Here is a 22536-nt window from a genome sequence, read left to right on the forward strand (position 1 = left end):
CCTGACTCAAGCCGCCGCAAAGGCCTGGCGCACCGGGGCCGCCGCCTCGGCGATGCGATGGACCAGGGCGGTCAGGCGATCGGTCTGACCCGCGCGCGCGGCGCTTTCGAAAGCGTCGAACAGGTGGCCCAGGCGGTACGCACCCACCGCGTGCGACGAGGACTTGATGCGGTGCGCCGTGAGTCCGGCGCGGTGCCAGTCGCCCGCGCGCAGGGCCTCGCGCAGCTCGCCCTCGGCGCGGCTCAGGGTGCTCAGGTAGATCTGGCGCATCTCGTTCTGCGCGTCGGGGTCGGGGCCGATCGCGCGCGTCAGGGCCTCGGGGTCGAAGTCGGGCCGGCCCGCGATCGAGGGACCGCCTTCCTCCACCGTCTCGGGCCCCCCCGGGGGCAACCAGCGGCGCAGTGCGGCGGCCAGGCGCTCCAGCGGCACGGGCTTGGTGAGGTAGTCGTCCATGCCACAGGCAATGGCGCGCTCGGCCTCGCCGCGCACCGCGTTGGCGGTGAGCGCGACGATGGGCAGGCGGCGGCCCGCGGTCTCTTCGGCGCGGATGGCGGCGCACAGGGCATCGCCGTCCAGCCCCGGCATGTGCAGATCGGTCAGCAGCACACTGAAGCGGCCGCCCTCGGCGCGCCAGCGCGCGAGCGCCTGATCGCCGTCGTGGACCATCACCGCGGGCACCCCCAGCCGCTGCAGCTGGCGGCCGATCACCAGCCGGTTCACCGGGTTGTCTTCGGCCACCAGCACCGGCAGGCAGCCGCCGGGCAGGTCGCAGCTCGGTTCGGACTCACCGGTGTCGGCGGGCATGCGCAACTCGGGTTCGATGGCCCGCTGCACCGCCTGCAGCAGCGCGCGGCGGTGCAGGGCGTCGGCGTCGAGCCAGAGCCAGCCGCCGCTGTCGGGGCGCGCGCCACGTTGCGGGCCGGGACGCAGCGCCACCCGGCCCCGCAGACCTTCGCGCTCGACCAGCCAGTGGCCCAGCGTGCCGGGCTCCGCGGGTTCGGCGGGATCGCTCAGCACCACCGTGGCACCCGCATGTTCGAGGTAGTGGCCCCAGTCGCCGAGGCCGTCGGGGCGGCGGCCGTGCCAGGTGCAGCGCACGCCGGCCAGCGGCGCCGCGGCCTCGGCCTCGGCGTCGGCCGCCAGCGGCTGCGCCGCGCGGGCGCTGCGCAGCGGCAGGTGCACGGTGAAGCGCGCGCCCGCGCCGGGCCGGGACTCGACCGCGATGTGGCCGCCCATGCCCTTGACCAGGCGCTGCGAGATCGCCAGCCCCAGACCGGTGCCGCCGAAGCGGCGCGTGGTGCGGGCATCGGCCTGCTCGAAGGGACGGAACAGGCGCGCCAGTGCGTCGGGCGTCATGCCCACGCCGTTGTCGCGCACCTCGATGGCGAGCCGGCCTTCGTGCTCGAAGGCGCGCAGCGCCACCTGGCCGCCGACACTGGTCTTGCTGCCGCTGAACTTGATGGCGTTGCCCAGCAGGTTGGCCACCACCTGGCGCAGCCGCACGGCGTCGCCCATGAGCGCGCGCGGCACCTCGGGCTGCACGAACACGTGCAGCGCCACCTGCTGCTGCGCAGCGGTGCCGAGCCAGGCGTCGGCCGTGCTTTCGATCAGACGGCGCAGCTCGAAGGGCTTGTCTTCCAGGTCGAGCCGGCCCGACTCGATCTTGGAGAAGTCGAGGATGTCGTCGATCAGGCCCAGCAGGGTGTGGGCCGATTCGCGCGCCGAGTGCAGCAGCTCCTGCTGGTGCGGCGGCAGGCCGCTGCGGTCCATGAGCTCGATCAGGCCCACCACGCCGTTCATGGGCGTGCGGATCTCGTGGCTCATGGTGGCCAGGAAGGCGCTCTTGGCCTCGCTCGCGGCCTCGGCGGCGCTGCGCGCCTGCTCGAGTTCGGCGGTGCGCAGGGCCACCAGCGACTGCAGGCGATCGCGCTGAAGGGCCTCGAGTTCGAGGCGCTCCTGGCGCTCGCGCCGGGCCGCAAGCCAGTGCGAGGCGGCGCGCGCCAGGTCTTCGAGCGTCTGGCGGGCGGCCGGCTCGAGCTGGCGCGGCTCGGTGTCGATCACGCACAGCGTGCCCAGCACCTCGTCCTGATCGCCAATGGGCAAGCCGGCGTAGAAGCGGATGTGGGGGTAGCCGGTCACGAGCGGGTGGCGCGCGAAACGCTGGTGCTCGCGCAGGTCGTCGACCACCAGGGCGCGGCGCCGGTCGACCACGGTGGAGCAGAAGGCGGTTTCGCGCGGCATCCAGGCGCGCGGGGTTTCGGTGCTGGCCACCGACCAGGCGCTGTCCGTGCCCACCACGTTGACCATGGCCACGGGGCAGTTCAGAGCCCGGGCCGCCACGCGCACCAGGCCGTCGAGCACCGGGTCTTCGGGCATCGCATCCAGCGACAGGCGATCGAGCGCCTGCTGGCGGCGCAGGTCGGCGGCGCTGGCGAGGTCGATCACCGAACTCATTGCATGTGCTCCGGCGGGCGCGTGCTCTCCTGGCCCGGCAAGTGGCGCTTGGCCCACCAGCGAAGCACCATGGGCAGCTCGCGCCAATGCCAGGTGCTGGGCCCGCTGGGCGGGGCGCCTGCGGCGGGTTCTTCGAAGGCGAAGACCTCGAGCTCGGCGCGCCAGCGCGCGAGCTGACCGATCAGGGCCCGGCCACCCGCGCGGTCCAGCCGCGCGTCCACGATGGCCACCGAGGGCGGCTCGGCCAGGGCCAGGCGCAGCGCGTCGATGGGATCGCTGGTCCAGCGAACGCGGACCTGCACCGGCCAGCGCGACAGCACCTCGCGCACGGTCGGCACGCACTGGCTGCGGGCGCTGACCACGAGCACGTCCACCGGATCGATCCGGGGAGAGCTGTCGGCGCTGAGTGGCATTCGAATCTCCGGGTACATGGAGACGAATGGTGCGCTCGGGGGACCCCGGCGAATGCCGGGAAAACTGGATCGGCCCGCGGCGGAAACTGTGCGCCGCAGTGACGGCGGGCGGCCGCCTAGAGATCGTCGGCGCTGATCAGCCCTTCGCGGATGGCCAGCCGCACGAGCGCGGGCAAGTCGGTCACGCCGAGTTTGGCCATGAGCCGGCTGCGGTAGCTCTCGACGGTCTTGGGCGACAGGTGCAGCTTCTCGCCGATGGCCACGCTGGTGTGGCCTTGCACCACGAGCTGGATCACCTGGCGTTCGCGCACCGACAGCGATTCGATGCCGCCGCCGTCGCTGCCCTGGGTCAGCCCTTCCACGGCGAGCTCGGCCACCTCGCCGCCCAGGTGCTTGCGCCCGGCCGCCACGGCCTCGACCGCGGCCAGCACCTCGGCCGCGGGCGAACCCTTGAGCACGTAGCCGTGCGCGCCCAGGCGCATGGCCTCGGCCACGTGCCGCGGCTGGGCCGACATGGTGAGCATCACCACGCGCGTGGACAGCTTTCGCTTGACCAGCTGCTCCAGCAGCTCGAAACCCGAACGCTGGCCGAGCTGCAGGTCGAGCAGCACCACCGTGGGCGTCAGGCGCACGATCTCGGCCAGCGCCGCGGTGGGGTTGTCGGACTCGCCCACCACGCGATGGCCGGCGTCTTCGAGCACGGCGCGCAGGCCGTCGCGCAGCATGGCGTGGTCATCGACAAGGTACAGGTCGCTCATGGTCTGGGATCTCCTTCTTGTTTTAGCCGGGAAGCAGGTTGTCGCGCACCGAGTCGAGTGCGCCGAAGCCGCTGTCGGGCCGCGCGGTCCAGAGCAGCGTGATGAGGGTGCCGCCCTCGCGGCGGGCACGCGCCTGCAGGCGTGCACCGATGGCCAGCGCGCGCTCGCGCATGCCCACCATGCCCAGGTGGCCCGGACGGCCTTCGGCCAACTCGGGCGGCAGCCCGACACCGTCGTCGCCGATGTCCAGCCGCAGGCGATCGGCGTCGCCCGAGACGCGCACGCGGATCTGCGTGCCCCGCGCGTGTTCGATGGCATTGACCACGGCCTCGCGCGCCACCATGAAGGCCGCGTACTCCACGTCCTCGGGCCAGCGCTGCTCGGCGATGTGGGGGTCGTGCGTGAGCTCCAGCCGCACGGGATCGGCCTCGGCCACGCGCTGGCGGATCTCGTTGTCGAGCGCGGCGATCAAGCCAGCCTTCTCGAGCAGCGGCGGGCGCAGCTTCACCAGCGCCTGGCGCACCTCGACGATGGCCTGGTCGATCTGCGTGTTCACGGTGCGCAGGCGGTCCTGCGCGCGCTGGGGCAGCGCGATGTCGCGCAACTGGTTGCAGACCGAGTCGAACGACAGCCGGATCGCGCCCAGCGTCTGGCCGAGCTGGTCGTGCAGGGTCTGTGCGAGCTCGCGCGTGGTGACCTGTTCCTGGTGCAGCAGGCGCTGCGTGAGCTCGGACAACTCGACCTGGTAGCGCGACAGCGCCTGCTCGGCGCGCACGCGCTCGCTCACGTCGCGCAGGATGGCGGTGAGGCGCTTCTCGCCACGCACCGTCACCTGCGAGATCGAGGCCTCGAGCTCGATCTCGGTGCCGTCGGGCCGCAACCCCTTGACGCGGCCGAAACCCATGGGCCGCGTGGTCGCGCTCGACTCGCCGAAGCGCCGCATCAGCCCGAGGTGGCCGCCGCGGTGCTCCCGCGGCAGCAGCGCGTCCAGCGGCTGGCCCAGCATCTCGTCGGCGCTGCGCCCGAAGATGCGCGCCGCCGCGGGGTTGAAGAGGTTGATGCGGCCGTCCATGTCCACGCTGATCACGGCGTCGCTGGCGGCGTTGATCACGGCCGCCAGCACCTCGCCCTGCTCGCGCAGGCGCTCCGCGCCCTGGTGTTCGGCCGTGAGGTCGCGCACCTGCACCAGGATGCCCAGCGGCTCGCCATCGACGCCGAACACCTTGCTCAGCCACCAGTCGCCCCACACCTCGGTGCCGTCGCGCAGCACCAGGTGGCCCTGGAAGGTCTGCGGCTCGTTGCGCACCGCCATCAGCGCGCGCAGGTCCTGGCGCACGCGGCTGTTGGGGTCTTTGTCCCGAAAGATCTCGTCCACGTGCCGGCCTTCGGCCTCGGCCGCGCTCCAGCCGAACACGCGCTCGCAGGCGCGGTTCCAGAACAGCACGCGGTAGTCCTTGTCGACCAGGTAGACCGGCGCGGGCAGGTTGGCCAGCATGGCCTGCAGGCGGCTCGCGTCGTGCAGCAGCTGGGCCAGCGCGAGCTCGCTGCGCGTGCCGGTGCCGCTGCGGGGCAGGCGGCGCATCTGCTCGGTGATGGTGCGCAGCACCGCGCCCGGCGCGTTGGCCGACTCGCCGTCGAGCCGCTCGGCCACGGCGTCGAGCAGTTCGCTGTAGGGCCGCGCGAGGCGGCGCGACAACCAGAACCCGGCCACGCTCAGGATCAGCGCGGTGAGCCCGCCGGTCCACAGGATGCTGAGCTCGAGCTCGCGCACCGGCGCCAGCACCTGGTCGAGCGGCTGCCAGGCCACCACCTGCCAGTCCGAGCGAAGGCCCGCATCGAAGGCCTTGACGCCGACGCGCACCAGCATCACGCGCCCGTCGTTCTCGCCCTCGAGCACCGTGGGAAGGCCTTCGGCGCTGTTGTAGAGCGTGCTGCGCGAGGCGTCGGACACGGGCGCGCGCTGGCCCAGCAGCAGCTTGCCTTCGAGATCGGTGAGTTCGAGCTGCAGGCCGCGCTGCGTTTCGGGCGCGCCCAGCGTGCGCTCGCGCAGCGCATCGAAAAAGGCCGCGTCGAGGTGCGCGGCGAGCACGCCGCCGGTGCCGCCCGAGGCGTCGGGGTACGGCATGGCGATGTCGGCCAGTTCGTCGGGCACGCGCATGCTGCGCGCCTGCAGCGGCGCCACCAGCGCCACCGGGGCGTGCAGGCTGCCGAACCAGGGGCCGCGCAGGCCCTCGGTGAACACCGGGCGCTGGGCGATGTTGCTGCCCAGCAGCAGGCTGTCGCTGGCGGCCACCACCGTGCCGCGCAGGTCGGTCGCGCCGATCCACACGTAAGCGGGTGAGCTGTGCCGCAGCCGGCCCAGGTGCTGCTGCCACACGTCCAGGCCCATGCCGAGCGCGGGCATGCCGGCGACCAGTTCAAGCTCGGCGCCACGGCGCGCCAGCGCGCGCGCGATCTGATCCGCGAAAGCCTCGGCCACCTGTTCGACGCGCTGTCCCGCGCGCCGCTCGAGCTCCTGGCCGATGATGCGCTCGACCAGCCACACCACGAGTGCCAGCAGCAGCACAGCCACGGCGGCGGGCAGCAGTGGCAACCAGATCTGCACCGAGCGTTTTCGGTGTTCCGCCATGCGGGCGTTCTCCTTCTCCCTGACCGGCGCCCTCCCCGGTTCGCTGACGGGCGGTCGCCACTTTACATACATCACCGGGTATCAACAACCGCAGCCCGTGCCTGCAGCGGTCCCTTGCGGCCGCGCGTGCAAGCCGTCACGCTGGCGCGATGCGCGAAGCGGCGCTAGAGTCGCCCGGACCGGGGAGCCGCCCCGGCAAGCGCCATGCGGGCAAAGCCCGCACATCAGGGAGGCGATGCATGACACCTGCGGCCCAGGAACCCACCCCCGCTGCGTCCGCCGATGCCGCGGCCGATGCGCTGCTCGCGCTCGGCCAGCAGGCGCCGTGCGGTCTGCTCGCGCTCGACGCGGGGCTGCGCGTGCGGGCCCTCAACGACACGCTGCTCGACTGGCTGGGTCGCGACCGCGCCGAGCTCGAACGCCTGACCGGCCACTCGGGCTGGGCCGACTTCCCCACGCTGGCCCGGCTCAATGCCGAGTCCGACCTGCAACAGCTGCGCGCGCACCTGCACGCCCTGCAGACCAGCGACAAGGCCCCGCCGCTGCAGCTGCGCCTGTTCGGCAAGGACGGCGGCTTCTTCACGGTCGAGCTGCTGTCGCAGGCCGAGCGCGATCCGCAGGGGCGCTTTCTGCACTCGCGCACGGTGGTGGTCGACGTGAGTGCGCGCCAGAAGATCGAGCACCAGATCGTGGCCCGGCTGCGCCTGCTGCAGACCATCACCGACCGCACGCCTTCACGCCTGGCCTATTTCGACAAGGACCTGGTCTGCCGCTTCTGCAACGCCGCCTACGCCGAAGGCTATGGCCTGGCGGCCGACGACGTGATCGGCGCCGAGCTGGGCCGGCTGCTCGCCCCCGAGGTGCTGCCCGAGGTGCTGCCGCGCGTGGCGCGCGTGCTCAATGGCGAAGCCCTGAGCCACGAGGCCGAACGCCGCGACGCCAACGACCAGCCGCACTACCACGAGGTGCACTACCTGCCCGACCTGCAGGACGGACGCACACAGGGCTTCTTCATCGAGCTCATCGACATCACCGAGCGCCGCCGCACCGAAGACTTCGTCTTCAACGCCAACCTCGACCTCGAAGAGCGCGTGGCCCAGCGCAGCGCCGAGCTCTACGCGAGCGAGCAGCGCTTTCGCCTCATGTCGCAGGCGATCCGCGACCATGCGATCTTCTTCCTCGACCCCGACGGCGCCGTGCACGAATGGACCGACAGCGCGCAGCGTCTGCACGGCTTCGAGCGCGGCCACATCCTGGGCCGCGCGCTCGACGCGGTGTTCCAGCCCGAGGCCGACGGTCAGCCGCAGGACCCCCAGGAACTGCTCGACCGCTGCGTCGAACAAGGCCACGCCGAGCAGCAGGGCTGGAGCCTGCGGCGCGACGGCTCGCGCTTCTGGTCGAACGCCACGCTGACCGCCCTGCACGACGACAAAGACGGCTTGCAGGGCCTGTCGGTGATCGTGCGCGACCTCACCGAGCACAAGCGCCTGGCCGACATGACCGCGCAACTGCACCGCGAACTCGAACAGCGCGTGGCCCAGCGCACGGCGCAACTCGACGCCGCGCACCGCGACCTCGACGCCTTCTCGTACACCGTGGCGCACGACCTGCGCGCGCCGCTGCGCCACATCGGCCAGTACGTGGCGCTCACCCAGGAGGTGCTCGAACCCGAGGCGCGCCACGAGCTGCTGCAGCACCAGGCCGCGATCGCGGCGGCCACGCGGCGGATGGGGCTGATGATCGACGGCCTGCTCGAGTTCACGCGCCTGGGCCGCGTGCGCATCGACCGCGTGCCGGTGTCGCTGTCGCCGCTGGTGCATGGCATGGTGAACCGGCTGCGCGGCGAGGTCGCGCCGCGCGAGATCGAATGGTCCATCGACACCGGCCTGCCGCTGGTGATGGGCGATCCGATCCTGCTCGCCGAGGTGTTCGACAAGCTGCTGGACAACGCCACCAAGTTCACGCGCCGCGTGCCGCAGGCGCGCATCGAGATCGGGCAATTGCCCGACACCGACCCCGAGCACCACGTGCTGTTCGTGCGCGACAACGGCGTGGGCTTCGACCCGAGCAAGGCGCGCTCGCTGTTCCTGCTGTTCCAGCGCCAGCACCACTCCATGGACTACGAGGGCATCGGCCTGGGCCTGGCGCTGGCGCACCGCATCGTCTCGCGCCACGGCGGGCGGCTGTGGTGCGAGACCGCGCCCGGCGAGGGCTGCACTTTCTTCATCGAGCTGCCGCGGGCCACGGTGGACACGCCGGCGAACGACGCGTCGGCTTGAGGCCTCCCTCTAAGATCGCGCCCGACGCCACCGAAGGCGATCGAAGGGAGGAAGGCATGGAACACGAGATCGTCTACCCGTCGAACGGTCGGGCGCGCCGCACCGTGCGCGTGGCGCTGTACGGGTGCCTGGCGGTGGTCCTGCCGCTGCTGCTGCTGGGCGCGCGCAGCGGCGGCGCCACAGCTGCCGGGCTGGCGCTGGGCGCACTGCTCGTCTGGTGCAGCGAATGGCTGATCCGCAGGCACCTGCCCGCCAGGGGTGAAGCGCTGCTGCGCCTCACGCGGCGCGGTGTGGTCTCGCCCTACTTCTTCGGACCGACCAAACGCTTCAGCTGGGGCGAGATCGAAAGCGCCACGATCGAAGGCAACCAGCAGACACCCTTCCTGCGCCTGCAGCTGCGACCCGGCCCGAACCGCCCGGGCAAGCGCTCGCGCTGGCGTGGCCTCGACCCCGACCGGCCGCACGTGTCCCTGCAGTCCATTCCCTGGGGCGACGTGAGCCACCTGTTCGAGGCCATCGACCAGCACCTGCGCAGCACACAGCCCATGGGCCTGGACACGCCCCAGGCCCCGCGGGCCCGCCACGAGCTGCGCGAGGCCCGCGATTTCCAGCAGCGCCTGCAGGACGGCAAGCCCGTGCCCTGGGCCTGCGCCGCGCTGATCGCGCTCAATGTGCTGGCGTGGCTCGCGCTGGGCCTGCGCGGCGGCGGCTGGACGGACGTGGCCCCCGCCAGCTTGCTCGCCCACGGCGGCAACACCACCTCGTCGGTGCAGGCCGGCGAGTGGTGGCGGCTGCTCAGCGCCACCTTCCTGCACGGGGGTCTGATGCACCTGGCACTCAACATGCTCGGTCTGTGGTTCGCGGGCTCGCTGCTCGAGCGCATCTTCGGCAGCCGCCAGTTCCTGCTGATCTACCTCGCCAGCGGCCTGGCCGGCAGCGTGGCCAGCCTGCATTTCGCGGCGCAGAGCCATGTGTCGGTGGGCGCATCGGGCGCGGTCTTCGGCGTGGCCGGGGCGCTCATCGCGGCGGTGCTGCAGCACCGCGCCACCTTGCCCAAGGCCTTCAGCACACAGATCCTCGGCGGCTTCTCGGTCTACTTGGCACTGTCGCTGGTGCAGGGCTTTGCGCGCCCGGGCATCGACAACGCCGCCCACCTGGGCGGCCTGGTTGCGGGCCTGCTGATCGCCTGGGTGCTGCCCGAGCGCTTTGACCCGCAGCGCTACCAGGCGCAGCGCCGCTCGCGCATGGCGCTTGTGGCTCTGGCCGCTGCGCTGGTGTTGCCCGCAGCGGCCCACCTGGCGCCACCGGCCGCGCGCAACCTCGCGGGCGAAATCGCGGCGATCCAGGCCCTGCCCGACGTGGCGCGCGAGTACGACGCCGCCATGATGGCGCTGAAACAGGAACTGGCCGAGGTGAAAGCGGGCCGTCTGAGCCCGCTCGAAGCCGACGAGCGTTCGCGCACGGTGCACGCGCCGCGCATGGCGCGTGTGGTTGAACGGCTCGAGCGCCTGATGCCCGACCTGCCCGCACCGGCGCGCGAGCGCATGGTGCCCTTGCTCACGCTGGCGCGCGCCATGCACGAATCGCTGGCGATGGCGTCGGTGGTGGTGAACGGCGTGCCGGTGCCCGCCGACGAGGCGCGGTCGCGCGAGCTGCAGGCCACCATGGTTCGTGCCGCGGGCGAGTTCAAACAGCAGGCCGAGCGCGCCCGCCAGCCCTGAGGCCATCACTTCGGGTTAGCCCCCATGGCGGCGGCGCGCCCGGCTGCCGACCATGCCGCGCATGCACGCCGTGCCCGCCACACCCCCGCTGCAGCGCTGGTCCACCGATGCGGTGGCGCCCGCGCAGCGGCTCGACTACTGGATCGGCGCGGTCTGCGAGGGCTTTCTCGAGATGGACGTGCGCAGCACGCAGCCCGGCTTCTCGGCCGAGCTGCTGTCGGCACCGCTCGGCCCGATCAGGCTCAACGCGGTGCGCGGCAGCGGACAGGACGTCTACCGCACCGGCCGCGGCATCGCGCACAGCGCGCAGAACTTCTACTACCTGCTCTGCAAGACCGACGAAGCCTGGACCGCGGCCCAGGGCGATCGGCGTGCGCGCCTGCTGCCGGGTGACCTGTTGCTGGTCGACTCGCGCCGGCCCTACGAATTCCATTTCCCCACCGCCTGCACCACGGCCTCGCTCGAACTGCCCACCGACTGGGTGGAGCGCTGGCTGCCCGATGCCGCGGCGCACACCGGCCGGCGCATCGACGGCCAGAGCGGCTTCGGGGCCGCGCTGTCGGCCTTCGTGCGGGAGCTGCAGCCGCAGATGGCGGTGGCGCCGCCGCTGCCAGCGGCGCTGTTGAGCGACCAGCTCGGTGCGCTGCTGGCGCTGGGCCTGGGCGGCACGCCCGAGGCCCCGGCCGCGCCCGGGCTGCGCGAGCGCATCGAAGCGGCGCTGCGCGAGCGCCATGCCGAACCGGGGCTCACCGCGGCGGCCGTGGCGCGCGGCCTGGGCATTGGCGAGCGCAGCCTGCACCGCGCGCTCGCGGCCGCTGGCCTGGCCTTCGCGCCGCTGCTGATGCGCTGCCGCATGGACAGCGCCCGCCGCCTGCTGGCCGACCCGAGATTCGACCGCCTGAGCGTGGGCGAGATCGGCCGGCGCGCGGGCCTGCCCGATGCCTCGCACTTCGTGCGCGTGTTCCGCCGCCACAGCGGCCAGACGCCGGGCGCGTTGCGCCGCCAGCGCGGCGCCTGAAACCCGGGCTGGCGGCCCGCGGCCACGGCCCTGGCAGGCAGCGGCCATGCGCGCACGCCGGGCGCCTCCAGAATGGCCGCGCCCATTCAACCCGGAGACCCTTCATGGCAGACACCTACGTTCTCGTCCATGGCGCCTGGCACACCGGCGCCGAGCTCGAGCCGGTGGCGCAGCACCTGCGCCAGGCCGGCCACACCGTGCATTGCCCCACCCTGGCGGGCAACCGGCCCGGCGACGACCGTGCCCGCATCGGCCTGGCCGACGCCGTGGCCTCGCTGGTCGACTTCGTGGAGCAACACCAGCTGCAGCGCGTGCGCCTGGTGGGCCACAGCTACGGTGGCATGGTGATCAGCGGCGCGGCCGAGCGCCTGCTGCCGCGGCTGGCCCGGCTGGTGTACGTGAACGCCTTCGTGCCGCAGCCCGGCGAATGCCTGAACGACCTGGTGCCGCCGCACTACCGCGCGCTGTTCGACGGCGTGGCCGCGGCCAACGGCAACGCCGTGATGCTGCCCTTCGAGATCTGGCGCGAGGCCTTCATCAACGACGCCGACCTCGCGCTCGCGAAGACCGCCTACGCCCGGCTCAACCCGCACCCCTACCGCACCTTCACCGAGCCCAGCGCCATCGGCCAGCCCATGGCGGCGCTGGCGGTGGGCAAGTCGTACCTGAACTGCGTGCTCGACGTGGCCCTGCCCGCCAGCCTGCCCTGGCACCCGCGGCTGTCGGAGCGGCTGGGCCTGTTCCGCTACCTCGAATGCGCGGGCAGCCACGAGGCCTGGTTCACCGAACCGCAGTCGCTCGCGCAAGCGATCGAGAAGGCCGGGCGGGATTGAGGCCCACACGCCAGACGGTCGGCCAAGGGCGACCGCTGGCAGCGATTCCCGACGTCCGGCGTCAAGGTTTCCCCGCAGCGCTCCGATAGAGCAGGGAATTCGCCGGCGGCCACAAGCCGCGCGCGAAGACGAACCGTTCCCCTGCCTCTCGATCCCGCCACAGCGGGCAAGCCCCATGAACATCGTTCGCAACATGAGCGTCGGCGCCAAACTCTGGGCCGGCGTCGCCCTGATCATCCTGGCCCTGCTGGCCACCATCGCCACGGCGGGCATGCGCTCGGCGCGCCTCAACGAGGCCTCGCAGAAGAGCCTGTCCATGCTGTCGACCAAGACCGCGCTGGCCATCGAATGGGCCGGCCTGACCGAGACCAACGTCACCCGCGTGCAGGCCTCGACCCTGTCGAGCGACCCGGTGATCGCCGAGATCTACAAGGACCTGATCCCCGCCGGCGTGGCACGCATCAGCGAGCTGCAGAAGCAGCTCAACGCGATGGAGATGAACGCCGCCGAGAAGGCCCAGCTCGACAAGATCGCCGCGCACCGCAAGGGCGTCCTCGATTCGCTGGCCAAGGCCAACGAGCTCAAGAAGAACGGCGACGCGGCCGGCGCGGCGGAAGAAATCCGCGCGCGCTTCAACCCGCTCGTGGGCCCCTACCTGCAGGCGCTGCGCGACTTCGGCCAGATGCAGACGGTGATCATGGAAGAGGCCCAGGCCCGGCTCGCGCACGAGCGTTCGGCCAGCCTGGTGATCGCGAGCGCGCAGGTGGTCGGCCTGATCCTGGCGATCGCCGTGGGCGCGTTCTTCCTGATCCGCAACATCCGCACGCCGCTGCGCGACACCATCGCCTTTGCCGAGCGCGTGGCCGAGGGCGACCTCACGGCGCGCATCGACAACCAGCGCGGCGACGAGTTCGGCGCCATGATCCGCGCGCTCTCGGGCATGCGCGACCGCCTGGTGCACGTGGTGGCCGACGTCAAGCGCGGCACCGACAACATCACCGTGGCCGCGCGCGAGATCGCCACCGGCAACAACGACCTGTCTTCGCGCACCGAGCAGACCGCGAGCAGCCTGCAGCAGACCGCGGCCTCGATGGAGCAGATGTCGGGCGCGATCAAGCAGTCGGCCGAATCCGCCCGCGTGGCCAACCAGCTCGCCGACGTGGCGGGCCAGAGCGCGCAAAAAGGCGGCCAGGTGGTGTCGCAGGTGGTCGCGACCATGGAAGAGATCAACCAGGCCTCGCGCCGCATCAACGACATCATCGGCGTGATCGACGGCATCGCCTTCCAGACCAACATCCTCGCGCTCAACGCGGCGGTGGAAGCCGCGCGCGCCGGTGAACAGGGCCGGGGTTTCGCGGTGGTGGCCGGCGAGGTGCGCAACCTCGCACAGCGCAGCGCCGAAGCGGCCAAGGAGATCAAGGGCCTGATCGGCGCCAGCGTGGAGAAGGTGACCGTGGGCAGCGAGCTCGTGGGCCAGGCCGGTCAGTCGATGTCGGAGATCGTGGGCAACGTGGCCCGGGTGCGCGACATCATCGGCGAGATCGCGAGCGCCTCGGGCGAGCAGGCCGATGGCGTGAACCAGATCAACGCCGCCGTGGCCAACCTCGACCAGATGACGCAGCAGAACGCCGCGCTGGTGGAAGAAAGCGCGGCCGCCGCCACCAGCATGAACGAGCAGGCCACGCGCCTGGCCGAGGTGGTGCGCATCTTCCGCGTGGACGCTCAGCGCGGCTGAGCGCCTCGGGCGGCGGAGGCGCGCTCGCGCCCCGCCTCAGGCCGTGGCGCGCGCCGCGGCTTGCACCGGCTGCAGCCGGGCGATCACCTCGTCGCTCGCGAGCACGTCGCCGAAGAACAGAATCCAGTTGTTCAGGCAGTGCTCGTGCTCGGCCGGCGTCACGGCCGAGAGCGCGTCGTCGACCATGATGGTGGCGTAGTCCATCATCATCGCGTCGCGCGCGGTCGATTCGCAGCACACGTTGGTCACGGTGCCGCCGATCAGCACGTGCGTGATGCCGCGCGCCTCGAGCACCTCGGCCAGGTTGGACGAGCCCGGCACCAGCGCGCTGTAGCAGCGCTTGACCACGCGCACGTCCTGCGGCTGCGGCCTGAGGCCGGGCGCGATCTGGAAGCCCTCGTGGCTGCTCGAAAGCTCGCGCAGCCGGCGCGCGCTGCGCTCGGGCGTGAGCATGTGCGCGTGGTGGTGCGACCAGAAGTCGTCGGCGCCGTCGGCGCTGGTCTGCACCCAGATCACGTGGCCGCCGGCCGCGCGCAGCGCGTCGGCCAGGCGGTTCACCGCGGGGAAGGTGGCGCGCGAGGGCGCGCATTCGCCGAGGTAGCCGGGCTGGGTGTAGTAGTTCTGCAGGTCGATGACCACGAACGCGGTGCGCGCGGGGTCGAGCCGGTCGTAGGGGTGCAGGCGGCCTTGCCGGGCCACCACCCGGTCGACCACCCAGGACGGGAATTGCATGCGAGGGCTCCTGCGGTTCAGCCGTAGCGGCGCGCCATCATGGCTTCGATGCGCGCGATCACGAGGTACATCAGGCCCGAGAGGATGCCCAGCACCACGATGGCCGTCATGACCACGTTGAGCTGGAACACCTGGCTGCCGTTGACGATGAGAAAGCCCAGGCCGGCGCTGGCCGACTGGAACTCGCCCACGATCACGCCCACGAGCGCGAGGCCGATGTTCATCTTGAGCGCGGCCACCAGCGTGGGCACGCTGCCGGGCATCACCACCAGCCGCAGCACCTGCGCGCGGCTCGCGCCGAGCGTGCGCGCGAGCTTGATCTTGTTCGGGTCGATGCTCTTGAAGCCGTCGTAGACCACCATGATGGTCACGAACACCGCGATGGCCACGGCCATGCCGTACACCGAGTACTCCGAGCCGAGCCAGATGTAGAAGATCGGCACGAAGGCGATCTTGGGCATGGCGTTGGCGACCACGAGGAAGGGGTCGAGCACCTTGTGCGCGAAGTCCGACCACCACAGGCCCGCGGCCACGCCGATGCCGATGACCATGCTGAGCACGAAGCCGATCAGCGTGGCCTTGAAGGTGGCCCAGGTGTGGCCCAGCAGGTTGCCGTTGTTGAGCAGCTCCAGAAAGGTGGGCCAGAGCGCGCTCGGGTAGCTCGTGAGCATGGGGTTGACCACGTGCGTCTTGGCCAGCACCTCCCACAGCACGAGGAAGGCCACCAGCAGCGCGATGCGGGTGGCGAAGATGTAGTGGCGGCGGCGGCGCTCGCGCGACTGCCACTGGCGGTAGGCCGGGCTGGGTTCGCGGCCCGCCGCGGGCGGGGTGGGCTGGGCCATGGCGCTGGCCATGGTCACGGGGGCGGTGGTGTTCATGGGGTTCATCCTTCCACGTGGACGTCGAGCTCGTCCCACAGCAGCGAGAAGTAGGTGTTGAACTCGGGCAGCGAGCGCACCTCGAAGGGGCTCGGGCGGCCCGGGCCGTGGCTGTCGAAACGCATCAGGTGCTGCGACTTGATGCGCCCCGGGCGGCGCGAGAGCACCACCACGCGGTCGGTCATGGCGATGGCCTCGCCGATGTCGTGCGTCACCAGCACCACCGACTTGCCTTCGTCGCGCAGCACCTCCACCACTTCGTCGGCGATGGCCAGTCGGGTCTGCGAGTCGAGCGCGGAGAAGGGTTCGTCGAGCAGCACCACGTCGGGGTCGGTCACCAGGGTGCGCGCGAGCGCCACGCGCTGGCGCATGCCGCCCGAGAGCTGGCGCGGGAAGTGGTGCAGGAAGTCGCCCATGCCGCATTTGTGCAGCAGGTGCGCGGCGCGCTCGCGCGCTTCGCGCATGGGCCGGCCCTGGATCTGCGCGCCCAGCGTGGCGTTGTCGAGGATGCTGCGCCATTCGAACAGGTAGTCCTGCTGCAGCATGTAGCCCACGCGCGGCGACGGGCCCTTGACGCGCTCGCCGTGCACGCGCACCTCGCCCGACGAGGGCTCGAGGATGCCGGCCATGAGCGAGAGCAGCGTGCTCTTGCCGCAGCCCGACTGGCCGATCAGGCTCACGAATTCGCCCGGCGCCACGTCGAGCGAGATGCGGTCGAGCGCCTGCGTTTCGCCGGCGGTGGTGAAGTAGCGCAGCGAGACGTCGTTGATCTCGATGCGCGGCTGGGTCTGGCTGGCCGCCGCGGGCGCGGGCCGTTCGAGCACGGCGCTCATTGCGAAGCCTTTGCGGTGAAGTCGGTCACCACCAGCTGCTCGTACTTCACGCGCTTGGCGCTGTCGAGCACGCCGCTGGTCACGAGCATGTCCTGCAGCGTGTCCATGGCCTGGCGCTGCACCGTGGGGTTGGTCTTCCACAGGCCGATGCCGCGGTAACGCTCAACGGCGGCCACCAGGTCGGCCTGGCTCATGGACGGGAAGTACTCGCTGATGTGGCTCGCGAGATCGGCCGCTGGCGCGCTGGCCACGTACTTCTGGGCCTTCACGATGGCGTTGGTCCAGGCCTGGGCCACGGCGGGGTTCTTCGCGAGGAAGGCGTCGGTGGCGGTGAACACGGTGTAGTCAACCGGGCCCACCACGCGACCGATCGAGGCCACCACGGTGCCCTTGCCGGTCTTCTCGAGCATGGTGGCTTCGGGCTCGAGGAAGATGCCGTAGTCGTTCTGCCCCGCGAGCCAGGCGCCGGTGCGCGCGGCCGGGCCGATGTTGTTCACGAGCTTGAGGTCCTTCTTGGGATCGAGCCCGTTCTTGCGCATCGCGGTTTCCAGGAACACATCGGGGTTGGAGCCCGGGCGGAAGGCCATCACGGCCTTGCCCTTGAGCTGGTCCCAGGCGAAGGCCCCCGCGGGCTTCTCGCGCGCCACGAGCAGGAAGCCGTCGGTGGCGGTCAGACCCGAGAAGATCTTGGGTTTCACCGGCGATTCACTGTTGGCCACGTAAATCGAGGCCTCGGGACCGATGAGCACGATGTCGGCGCTGCCCGAGAGCAGCGCGGCCATGCCCTTGTCGGTGCCTTGAGAGGTCTTCATGCTCACGTCGAGCCCGGCCTCCTTGAAGAAACCGCGGTTGAGGGCGACGTAGGTGGGCAGATAGAGCACCGAGCGCACCACCTCTTCGTAGCGCACCTTGGCGGGCGCGGCGGTCTGGGCGGCGGCCGGGCCGGTCAGACCCAGCCCGAGGGCCACCACACCCAGGGCGTGGACGGCGCGGTACCACAAGGGTCGGAACGGGCGGCTGGGCGATACGGACATGGCAGGCTCCTGTGAGGGTTGAAGGAGGAAGGGGTGTTGACGAATACTGTATGCAATCAACGTGCCAGCACCCCCGGGCCACCCCGTGGCCTCTGGACGGCACTCTATCCGGAATACAGTATTCCGAGATTAGGGATTGCCCGTGCCCACAGCCCCCTGTCATACACTCCGCGCCCATGCCCGCCCGCAGCCCTGCACCACCGCCGCCGCGCCGCCCGGCCGTGGTGCACGACCACCACACGCTGCTCTCCACCGAAGACTCGCCCTACTACCAGATCTGGGTGCTGACCAACCTCACGGGCAAGCCCTTCAACGCGCGGTTCGGTGAGCGCTTCGACCTCAACCTCACCGAGTGGCGCATTCTGCTCACGCTGGCGGACAAACCCTACATCACGGCGCAGGCGCTGGCCGACTACACCGGACTCGACAAGATGAGCGTGTCGCGCGTGGTGCGCAAGCTCGAGGCCCAGGGTCGGCTGGAGCGCGAGAACAGCGCGACCGACCGGCGCAGCTTCCACCTGCTGCTCACCGAGGCCGGCTGGGCGGTGTACGAGGAGATCGCACAGGCCGCGATCGAACGCGAAGCCGACATCTACGCCGGCCTCACCCCGGCCGAACTCAAGACCCTGCACAAGCTGCTGGGCAAGCTGTCGGAGCGGGCGCGCCTCGACCCCCTGGCAGGCGAAAGCGCCTGAGACCCGGGCCTCAGAAGCCGTAGGGCTCGAGCCGCGCATCGCCGCCCGCGTGCGCAGGGCCCTCGGCCCAGGCCAGCAGCGTGCAGCCGAAGGTGCTGCACACCGACACCTCCGAGCCAGGCTCGATCACCACCACCGCCGGCCCGGCGATGCGCGTGCCGCCCACGCTGAGGTCGCCGGCGAGCAGGAACCAGTCGGTCAGGCCGCGGTGCTGCAGGGCGTCGAGCCGCGCGCCGGGCCACAGCTGCAGCGCACAGATGCGGCGGTCATGCCCGGTGCCGGCGTAGTCGAACACCGCGCGGCGCGACACGCCCGCGAAGGGCGAGGCCACGGGCACCACTTCGTCGAGCACCACCGTGATGTCGGGCGGGTTGAACGGCGCGTCGTTGCTCACCACGGTCTTGCGCGCATGCGGGTGGATGGCGGCACCATCGGGTTCGATCACCACACCGCCTTCGAGGCGCGAGAAAAGGGTGCAGCCGCCGTAGGTCACGGCGTCGTGCGTGGCCCCCGCGAGGTTGATGCCCACCGCGCCGGCACGCGTGGTGCACTGGTAGTCCACCAGTTCGCCCGACAGGAAGTAGCTGCTCGCAGTGCCGCGGTGCTGGTGCACACCCGAGCGGCTCATGGGGTCGAAGCTGATCAGGCCCAGGAACAGACCGGCCGCCTCGTCGCGCCGCACCGCCTTCTCACGCGCGGTGCCGCGCGGCGTGGTGCGCCAGGGCAGGGCCTCGAGGTCGTAGGCGTAGACGCCAGGCTGCACACGGTGGCCGGCGATCCAGCCCGGGGTTCGCACGTCGTCGGGCAAAGCAGGGGCGGCAAGGGTGCTCATGGGCGGTCTCCTAAGGGTAAATGCGGGGGTCGGCTATTTGGTAACGATCGTTACTATATGGCGGAACCACCGGAGTTGTCATGTCTTCTGCTGCCGATGCCGCCGCGTCCGATGCGCGCACCACCGTCGTCACGGGCGGCTCGAGCGGCATTGGTGCGGCCACGGTGGCGCTGTTGATCGAACGCGGCCATCGCGTGGTCTCGCTCGATCGCGCGCTGCCCGACGCATCGCTGGCCGCCGCCATCGCGCACGGCCGCTTCACGCACCTGGCCTGCGACCTGGCGCGCGAGGAATCGGTGGTGCAGGCCTTCGCGCAGATCGCGGCCGATCACGGCGCCGTGCACGGCCTCGTCAACAGCGCGGGGGTGGAGTCGCGCCACCTGTTGTGCGACATGCCCCTGGACGCCTGGGACCGCGTGATCGACATCAACCTGCGCGGCACCATGCTGTGCGTGCGCGAGGCCGCGCCGCTGATGCCCGCGGGCGCGGCCATCGTCAACGTGGCCTCGATCGCGGGCAAGCGCATGTCGTACTCGGGCGATGCCGCCTACACCGCCTCCAAGGGTGCGGTGCTGGCCTTCACGCGCCACATGGCCTTCGAGCTCGCGGGCCAGGGCCTGCGCATGAACGCGGTCTGCCCCGGCCCCACGCTCACGCCCATGATCCACCGCAGCCTCGGCCCCGAGCGCATCGCCGCCGTGGCCCAAACCGTGCCGCTGGGCCGCTGGGTGGACGCGCGCGACGTGGCCGAGGCCATCGCCTTCCTGCTCTCGCCCGGCGCCGCCATGATCACCGGCAGCACCATCGACGTCGATGGCGGCATGCTGGTGTCGAACGGCACCCCGCACCGGGACTACATCGCCGCACGGCAAGCCCCCCACCGCACGCCACCTTCAATGGAGACAACGCCATGAACCGGATCCGCCCCCTGCTTGCCGGGATCGCCCTGGCCGCCACCTGCGCCTTGAGCGCCACCGCCCAGGCCCAGCCCGCATTGCGCATGGCCTACGTGGCACCGCCGCCGGTGTGGGGCCCCATCGCCGATCGCTTCGCCAAGGAGGTGGCTGAGCGCAGCAACGGCGAGCTCAAGGTGCAGAGCTTCGGCGCCGGCCAGCTCGGCAGCCTGCCGCAGAACTACGCGGGCCTGCGCACCGGCCAGATCGACATGATGCTGGCCGACACCGGCACGCTGGCGCTGGCCAAGGGCGGCAAGGACTTCAACGCGCTGTTCGCGCCCTACGTGTTCCGCGACCACGCGCACTTCAAGGCCTACATGCAATCGGACACCTTCCGCCAGATGCTCGCGCCCGTCGAGCAGGAAGCGGGCTTCAAGTACGTGGGCTACGTGTCCGACCGCGCACCGCGCCAGCTCACCACCAGCAACCGCAAGGTGCTCAAGCCCGACGACATGAAGGGCCTGAAGGTGCGCGTGCCCGAGACGCCCGCGATCCTCGAGGTGATGAAGGCCTGGGGCGCGGCGCCCACGCCGGTGCCCGCGGCCGAGCTCTACCTGGCCATGAAGCAGGGCCTGGTCGACGGTCAGGACAACGGCTTCGACGCCATCGCGGGCGCCAAGTACTTCGAGGTGCAGAAGTACGCCATGCGCATCGACTACATCCAGTCGGGTCTGATGGCGCTGATGGCGGCCGACAAGTGGGCGCGCCTGTCGCCAGCCCAGCAGAAAGCCATGACCGAAGCCGCCGCGGCGACCGAGAAGTGGGCCAGCCAGATGACCTGGGACGTGTCGGCCAAGTCCATCGACACGCTCAAGGCCAACGGCATGGAGATCGTCGAACCCGACCTCGCGGCCTTCCGCAAGTCGGCCGACGAGGCCAGCACGAAGTTCGACGGCCAGCTCTGGTCCAAGGGCACGCTGGAGAAGATCCGGGCCGTGAAGTGAAGGCCGCACGATGAACGCCCTGTTCGCCGGGCTCGACCGGCTGATCACCGGCCTGCTCGGCCTGTCGCTGCTCGCGCTGGTGGGCATCGGCGGCGCGCAGATCGTGCTGCGCGTGGCCCTGTCCTACCCGCTGCCCTGGGCCACCGAGTTCAGCGTGGTGCTCATGATCTGGGCCACCATGCTCGCGGGCTATGTGGGCGTGCGCCGCAACAGCCACCTCTCGGCCGATTTCCTCGGCCTGTCCATGTCGGCGGGCGTGCGCCGCGGCCTGCGCCTGTTCTCGCTTGCGCTCTCGCTGGCCTTCGTGCTCACCTACGGCTGGCAGAGCCGGCTCGTGATCGATGCGATGGAGGGCATCCCGTTCACCTCGTTGCCGCTCACGCAGCCGCTGCTGTACTGGTCGCTGCCCGTGGGCGCGGCGCTGATGGCGCTGGCGCTCGCCGACCAGCTCTGGCGCGAACGCCGCGCCGCGCCGGAGGCCTGAACCCATGCAGCAGGTGATCCTGTTCGGCGTGCTCATGCTCGCCTTCATGGCCTTCGCGGTCATCGGTGTGCCGGTGTTCTTCGCGATGGGCCTGGCCGCCATCGTGTTCATCGCTTTCAGTGGCGGGGCGGTGCCGCTCAACATCGTGGCCTCGTCCATGGTGCAGGGCATGGACTCGTTCGCGTTCCTCGCGATCCCGTTCTTCTTCCTCGCGGGCGAGCTCATGAACACGGGCGGCATCACGCGCCGCCTGCTCAACGTGGCCATGGCCGCGGTGGGCCACATCCGCGGCGGCCTGTCGCATGTGGCCATCCTGGCGAGCATGGTGTTCTCGGGCGTGTCGGGCTCGGCCGTGGCCGACGCCTCGGCGATCGGCTCGTCCATGATCCCGGCCATGAAAGACAAGGGCTACCCGGGCGCCTACGCCGCCGCGGTCGTGGCCGCGGCCTCCACCATGGGGCCCATCATCCCGCCCTCGATCGCCTTCGTGGTCTATGCCCTGGTGAGCGATGTGTCCGTGGGCCAGCTCTTCATTGCAGGCGCGCTGCCCGGCCTGCTCATGGGCGTGTACCTGCTGGCCGCCGCGAGCTGGGTCGCGCACCGGCGCGCCCTGCCCTTCTCCGAGCGCACCTCGCTGCGCGCGCTGCTGCGCGCCGTGTGGGACGCGCTGCCCGCGCTGGCCATGCCGGTGATCATCATCGGCGGCATCGTGGGCGGCGTGGTCACACCCACCGAGGCCGGCATCGCCGCGGTGCTCTACGCGCTGGTGATCAGCGTGTGCTTCTACCGCGAGCTCACGCTGCGCCAGTGCTGGACCATCCTGTGCGAATGCATGGTGAGTTCGGGAATCATCCTGCTCACCATCGCGGCCTCGGGCATCTTCTCCTGGCTGGTTGCCAACCTGGCCATCGGCGAAACCCTGGCCACCACGCTCAAGGGCCTCACCGACAGCCCCTGGGTGATGCTGGCGCTGATCAACATCGTGCTGCTGCTCTGGGGCCTGGCGCTCGAGCCCGCGGTGGCGCTGGTCACGCTGGTGCCCGTGCTGGTGCCGATCGCCAATGCCTACGGCATCGACCTGGTGCACCTGGGTGTGATCGTGGTGCTCAACCTCATGATCGGCCAGCTCACGCCGCCCTCGGGCGTGATCACCTTCCTCACCGCGCAGATCGCCGGCTCGCCGCTGCACGCGGTGTTCAAGGAAGCCTGGCCCTTCACGCTGGCGCTCATCGCGGTGCTGCTGATCGTGACCTTTGTGCCCGCGGTGTCGCTCTGGCTGCCCGCGGTCCTCGGCGGATGACCCAAGCT

19 protein-coding genes are annotated in these 22536 nt (G+C 71.1%); 10 read left to right on the forward strand and 9 right to left on the reverse strand.

Annotated elements, in window-relative coordinates; all coding sequences use genetic code 11:
* Nucleotides 1-6: 6 nt before the first annotated feature.
* From G9Q37_RS14935 to G9Q37_RS14950, 4 genes are all read right to left on the reverse strand, one after another.
* Entirely contained in the window at nucleotides 7-2454 is a 2448-nt protein-coding gene (locus G9Q37_RS14935) for an ATP-binding protein (protein WP_166228345.1), read from the reverse strand.
* Nucleotides 2451-2867: a hypothetical protein gene (locus tag G9Q37_RS14940; protein ID WP_166228347.1), complete on the reverse strand. Its 417-nt coding sequence runs from the start codon at nucleotides 2865-2867 to the stop codon at nucleotides 2451-2453. Before G9Q37_RS14940 ends, G9Q37_RS14935 begins: the two co-directional genes overlap by 4 nt.
* A 116-nt stretch (nucleotides 2868-2983) precedes the next feature.
* On the reverse strand, nucleotides 2984-3625 hold the full coding sequence (locus G9Q37_RS14945) for a response regulator (protein ID WP_166228349.1): 642 nt from the start codon (nucleotides 3623-3625) through the stop codon (nucleotides 2984-2986).
* A 22-nt stretch (nucleotides 3626-3647) separates the two neighbouring features.
* A complete protein-coding gene (locus tag G9Q37_RS14950) occupies nucleotides 3648-6254 on the reverse strand; it encodes a sensor histidine kinase (protein ID WP_166228351.1) in 2607 nt (868 codons plus the stop codon).
* Nucleotides 6255-6493: 239 nt separating this feature from the next.
* Between G9Q37_RS14950 and G9Q37_RS14955 the strand changes: the two genes are divergently transcribed.
* From G9Q37_RS14955 to G9Q37_RS14975, 5 genes are all read left to right on the forward strand, one after another.
* Entirely contained in the window at nucleotides 6494-8533 is a 2040-nt protein-coding gene (locus tag G9Q37_RS14955) for a PAS domain-containing sensor histidine kinase (protein ID WP_166228353.1), read from the forward strand.
* A 56-nt stretch (nucleotides 8534-8589) separates the two neighbouring features.
* Nucleotides 8590-10254 carry a rhomboid family intramembrane serine protease gene (locus G9Q37_RS14960; RefSeq protein WP_166228355.1) on the forward strand — a complete coding sequence of 555 codons (1665 nt, stop codon included), beginning with the start codon at nucleotides 8590-8592 and terminating at the stop codon, nucleotides 10252-10254.
* A 61-nt stretch (nucleotides 10255-10315) separates the two neighbouring features.
* Nucleotides 10316-11272 carry an AraC-like ligand-binding domain-containing protein gene (locus G9Q37_RS14965; protein WP_166228357.1) on the forward strand — a complete coding sequence of 319 codons (957 nt, stop codon included), beginning with the start codon at nucleotides 10316-10318 and terminating at the stop codon, nucleotides 11270-11272.
* Nucleotides 11273-11376: 104 nt separating this feature from the next.
* Nucleotides 11377-12105 carry an alpha/beta hydrolase gene (locus G9Q37_RS14970; protein WP_166228359.1) on the forward strand — a complete coding sequence of 243 codons (729 nt, stop codon included), beginning with the start codon at nucleotides 11377-11379 and terminating at the stop codon, nucleotides 12103-12105.
* A 175-nt stretch (nucleotides 12106-12280) separates the two neighbouring features.
* Nucleotides 12281-13840 carry a methyl-accepting chemotaxis protein gene (locus G9Q37_RS14975; protein WP_166228361.1) on the forward strand — a complete coding sequence of 520 codons (1560 nt, stop codon included), beginning with the start codon at nucleotides 12281-12283 and terminating at the stop codon, nucleotides 13838-13840.
* A gap of 36 nt (nucleotides 13841-13876) precedes the next feature.
* Here the strand turns inward: G9Q37_RS14975 and G9Q37_RS14980 are convergent, their stop codons facing one another.
* The 4 genes from G9Q37_RS14980 to G9Q37_RS14995 are packed head-to-tail and all read right to left on the reverse strand — an operon-like array spanning nucleotide 13877 to nucleotide 17317.
* Nucleotides 13877-14572 (reverse strand): cysteine hydrolase family protein, encoded by a 696-nt coding sequence (locus tag G9Q37_RS14980; RefSeq protein ID WP_166228363.1) that lies wholly within the window; start codon nucleotides 14570-14572, stop codon nucleotides 13877-13879.
* Nucleotides 14573-14589: 17 nt separating this feature from the next.
* The gene (locus G9Q37_RS14985; protein WP_166231350.1) at nucleotides 14590-15426 is read right to left on the reverse strand and encodes an ABC transporter permease; all 837 of its coding nucleotides are present in this window, start codon (nucleotides 15424-15426) and stop codon (nucleotides 14590-14592) included.
* Nucleotides 15427-15455: 29 nt separating this feature from the next.
* The gene (locus G9Q37_RS14990; RefSeq protein WP_166228365.1) at nucleotides 15456-16283 is read right to left on the reverse strand and encodes an ABC transporter ATP-binding protein; all 828 of its coding nucleotides are present in this window, start codon (nucleotides 16281-16283) and stop codon (nucleotides 15456-15458) included.
* Complete coding sequence (locus tag G9Q37_RS14995; protein WP_166228367.1) at nucleotides 16280-17317, reverse strand: ABC transporter substrate-binding protein; 1038 nt, start codon at nucleotides 17315-17317, stop codon at nucleotides 16280-16282. The genes G9Q37_RS14990 and G9Q37_RS14995 overlap by 4 nt, the downstream gene beginning before the upstream one ends.
* A gap of 176 nt (nucleotides 17318-17493) precedes the next feature.
* Between G9Q37_RS14995 and G9Q37_RS15000 the strand changes: the two genes are divergently transcribed.
* Nucleotides 17494-18012 (forward strand): MarR family winged helix-turn-helix transcriptional regulator, encoded by a 519-nt coding sequence (locus G9Q37_RS15000; protein WP_166228369.1) that lies wholly within the window; start codon nucleotides 17494-17496, stop codon nucleotides 18010-18012.
* A gap of 10 nt (nucleotides 18013-18022) precedes the next feature.
* Here the strand turns inward: G9Q37_RS15000 and G9Q37_RS15005 are convergent, their stop codons facing one another.
* Entirely contained in the window at nucleotides 18023-18844 is an 822-nt protein-coding gene (locus tag G9Q37_RS15005; RefSeq protein ID WP_166228371.1) for a cupin domain-containing protein, read from the reverse strand.
* 80 nt (nucleotides 18845-18924) lie between these two features.
* On the opposite strand from G9Q37_RS15005, the gene G9Q37_RS15010 reads away from it, so the two are divergent.
* The 4 genes from G9Q37_RS15010 to G9Q37_RS15025 are packed head-to-tail and all read left to right on the forward strand — an operon-like array spanning nucleotide 18925 to nucleotide 22528.
* Entirely contained in the window at nucleotides 18925-19758 is an 834-nt protein-coding gene (locus G9Q37_RS15010) for an SDR family NAD(P)-dependent oxidoreductase (RefSeq protein WP_166228373.1), read from the forward strand.
* Nucleotides 19755-20744, forward strand: coding sequence for a TRAP transporter substrate-binding protein (locus tag G9Q37_RS15015; RefSeq protein ID WP_166228375.1), 990 nt, complete (start codon nucleotides 19755-19757; stop codon nucleotides 20742-20744). The genes G9Q37_RS15010 and G9Q37_RS15015 overlap by 4 nt, the downstream gene beginning before the upstream one ends.
* Before the next feature lie 10 nt (nucleotides 20745-20754).
* Complete coding sequence (locus G9Q37_RS15020) at nucleotides 20755-21228, forward strand: TRAP transporter small permease (protein WP_166228377.1); 474 nt, start codon at nucleotides 20755-20757, stop codon at nucleotides 21226-21228.
* Nucleotides 21229-21232: 4 nt separating this feature from the next.
* Nucleotides 21233-22528 carry a TRAP transporter large permease gene (locus G9Q37_RS15025; protein WP_166228379.1) on the forward strand — a complete coding sequence of 432 codons (1296 nt, stop codon included), beginning with the start codon at nucleotides 21233-21235 and terminating at the stop codon, nucleotides 22526-22528.
* Nucleotides 22529-22536: the final 8 nt, after the last annotated feature.

It is taken from the genome of Hydrogenophaga crocea, from assembly GCF_011388215.1.
Classification (GTDB): domain Bacteria; phylum Pseudomonadota; class Gammaproteobacteria; order Burkholderiales; family Burkholderiaceae_C; genus Hydrogenophaga; species Hydrogenophaga crocea.

Bases quoted from the DNA above. Each gene is read 5' to 3' on its own strand.
- G9Q37_RS14975 (WP_166228361.1), top strand. From the start codon at position 12,281: ATGAACATCGTTCGCAACATGAGCGTCGGCGCCAAACTCTGGGCCGGC.
- G9Q37_RS15000 (WP_166228369.1), top strand. From the start codon at position 17,494: ATGCCCGCCCGCAGCCCTGCACCACCGCCGCCGCGCCGCCCGGCCGTG.
- G9Q37_RS15015 (WP_166228375.1), top strand. From the start codon at position 19,755: ATGAACCGGATCCGCCCCCTGCTTGCCGGGATCGCCCTGGCCGCCACC.
- G9Q37_RS14960 (WP_166228355.1), top strand. From the start codon at position 8,590: ATGGAACACGAGATCGTCTACCCGTCGAACGGTCGGGCGCGCCGCACC.
- G9Q37_RS14990 (WP_166228365.1), bottom strand. From the start codon at position 16,283: ATGAGCGCCGTGCTCGAACGGCCCGCGCCCGCGGCGGCCAGCCAGACC.
- G9Q37_RS14955 (WP_166228353.1), top strand. From the start codon at position 6,494: ATGACACCTGCGGCCCAGGAACCCACCCCCGCTGCGTCCGCCGATGCC.
- G9Q37_RS14980 (WP_166228363.1), bottom strand. From the start codon at position 14,572: ATGCAATTCCCGTCCTGGGTGGTCGACCGGGTGGTGGCCCGGCAAGGC.
- G9Q37_RS15005 (WP_166228371.1), bottom strand. From the start codon at position 18,844: ATGAGCACCCTTGCCGCCCCTGCTTTGCCCGACGACGTGCGAACCCCG.
- G9Q37_RS14965 (WP_166228357.1), top strand. From the start codon at position 10,316: ATGCACGCCGTGCCCGCCACACCCCCGCTGCAGCGCTGGTCCACCGAT.
- G9Q37_RS14945 (WP_166228349.1), bottom strand. From the start codon at position 3,625: ATGAGCGACCTGTACCTTGTCGATGACCACGCCATGCTGCGCGACGGC.
- G9Q37_RS14950 (WP_166228351.1), bottom strand. From the start codon at position 6,254: ATGGCGGAACACCGAAAACGCTCGGTGCAGATCTGGTTGCCACTGCTG.
- G9Q37_RS15025 (WP_166228379.1), top strand. From the start codon at position 21,233: ATGCAGCAGGTGATCCTGTTCGGCGTGCTCATGCTCGCCTTCATGGCC.
- G9Q37_RS15020 (WP_166228377.1), top strand. From the start codon at position 20,755: ATGAACGCCCTGTTCGCCGGGCTCGACCGGCTGATCACCGGCCTGCTC.
- G9Q37_RS14995 (WP_166228367.1), bottom strand. From the start codon at position 17,317: ATGTCCGTATCGCCCAGCCGCCCGTTCCGACCCTTGTGGTACCGCGCC.
- G9Q37_RS15010 (WP_166228373.1), top strand. From the start codon at position 18,925: ATGTCTTCTGCTGCCGATGCCGCCGCGTCCGATGCGCGCACCACCGTC.
- G9Q37_RS14935 (WP_166228345.1), bottom strand. From the start codon at position 2,454: ATGAGTTCGGTGATCGACCTCGCCAGCGCCGCCGACCTGCGCCGCCAG.
- G9Q37_RS14970 (WP_166228359.1), top strand. From the start codon at position 11,377: ATGGCAGACACCTACGTTCTCGTCCATGGCGCCTGGCACACCGGCGCC.
- G9Q37_RS14985 (WP_166231350.1), bottom strand. From the start codon at position 15,426: ATGGCCAGCGCCATGGCCCAGCCCACCCCGCCCGCGGCGGGCCGCGAA.
- G9Q37_RS14940 (WP_166228347.1), bottom strand. From the start codon at position 2,867: ATGCCACTCAGCGCCGACAGCTCTCCCCGGATCGATCCGGTGGACGTG.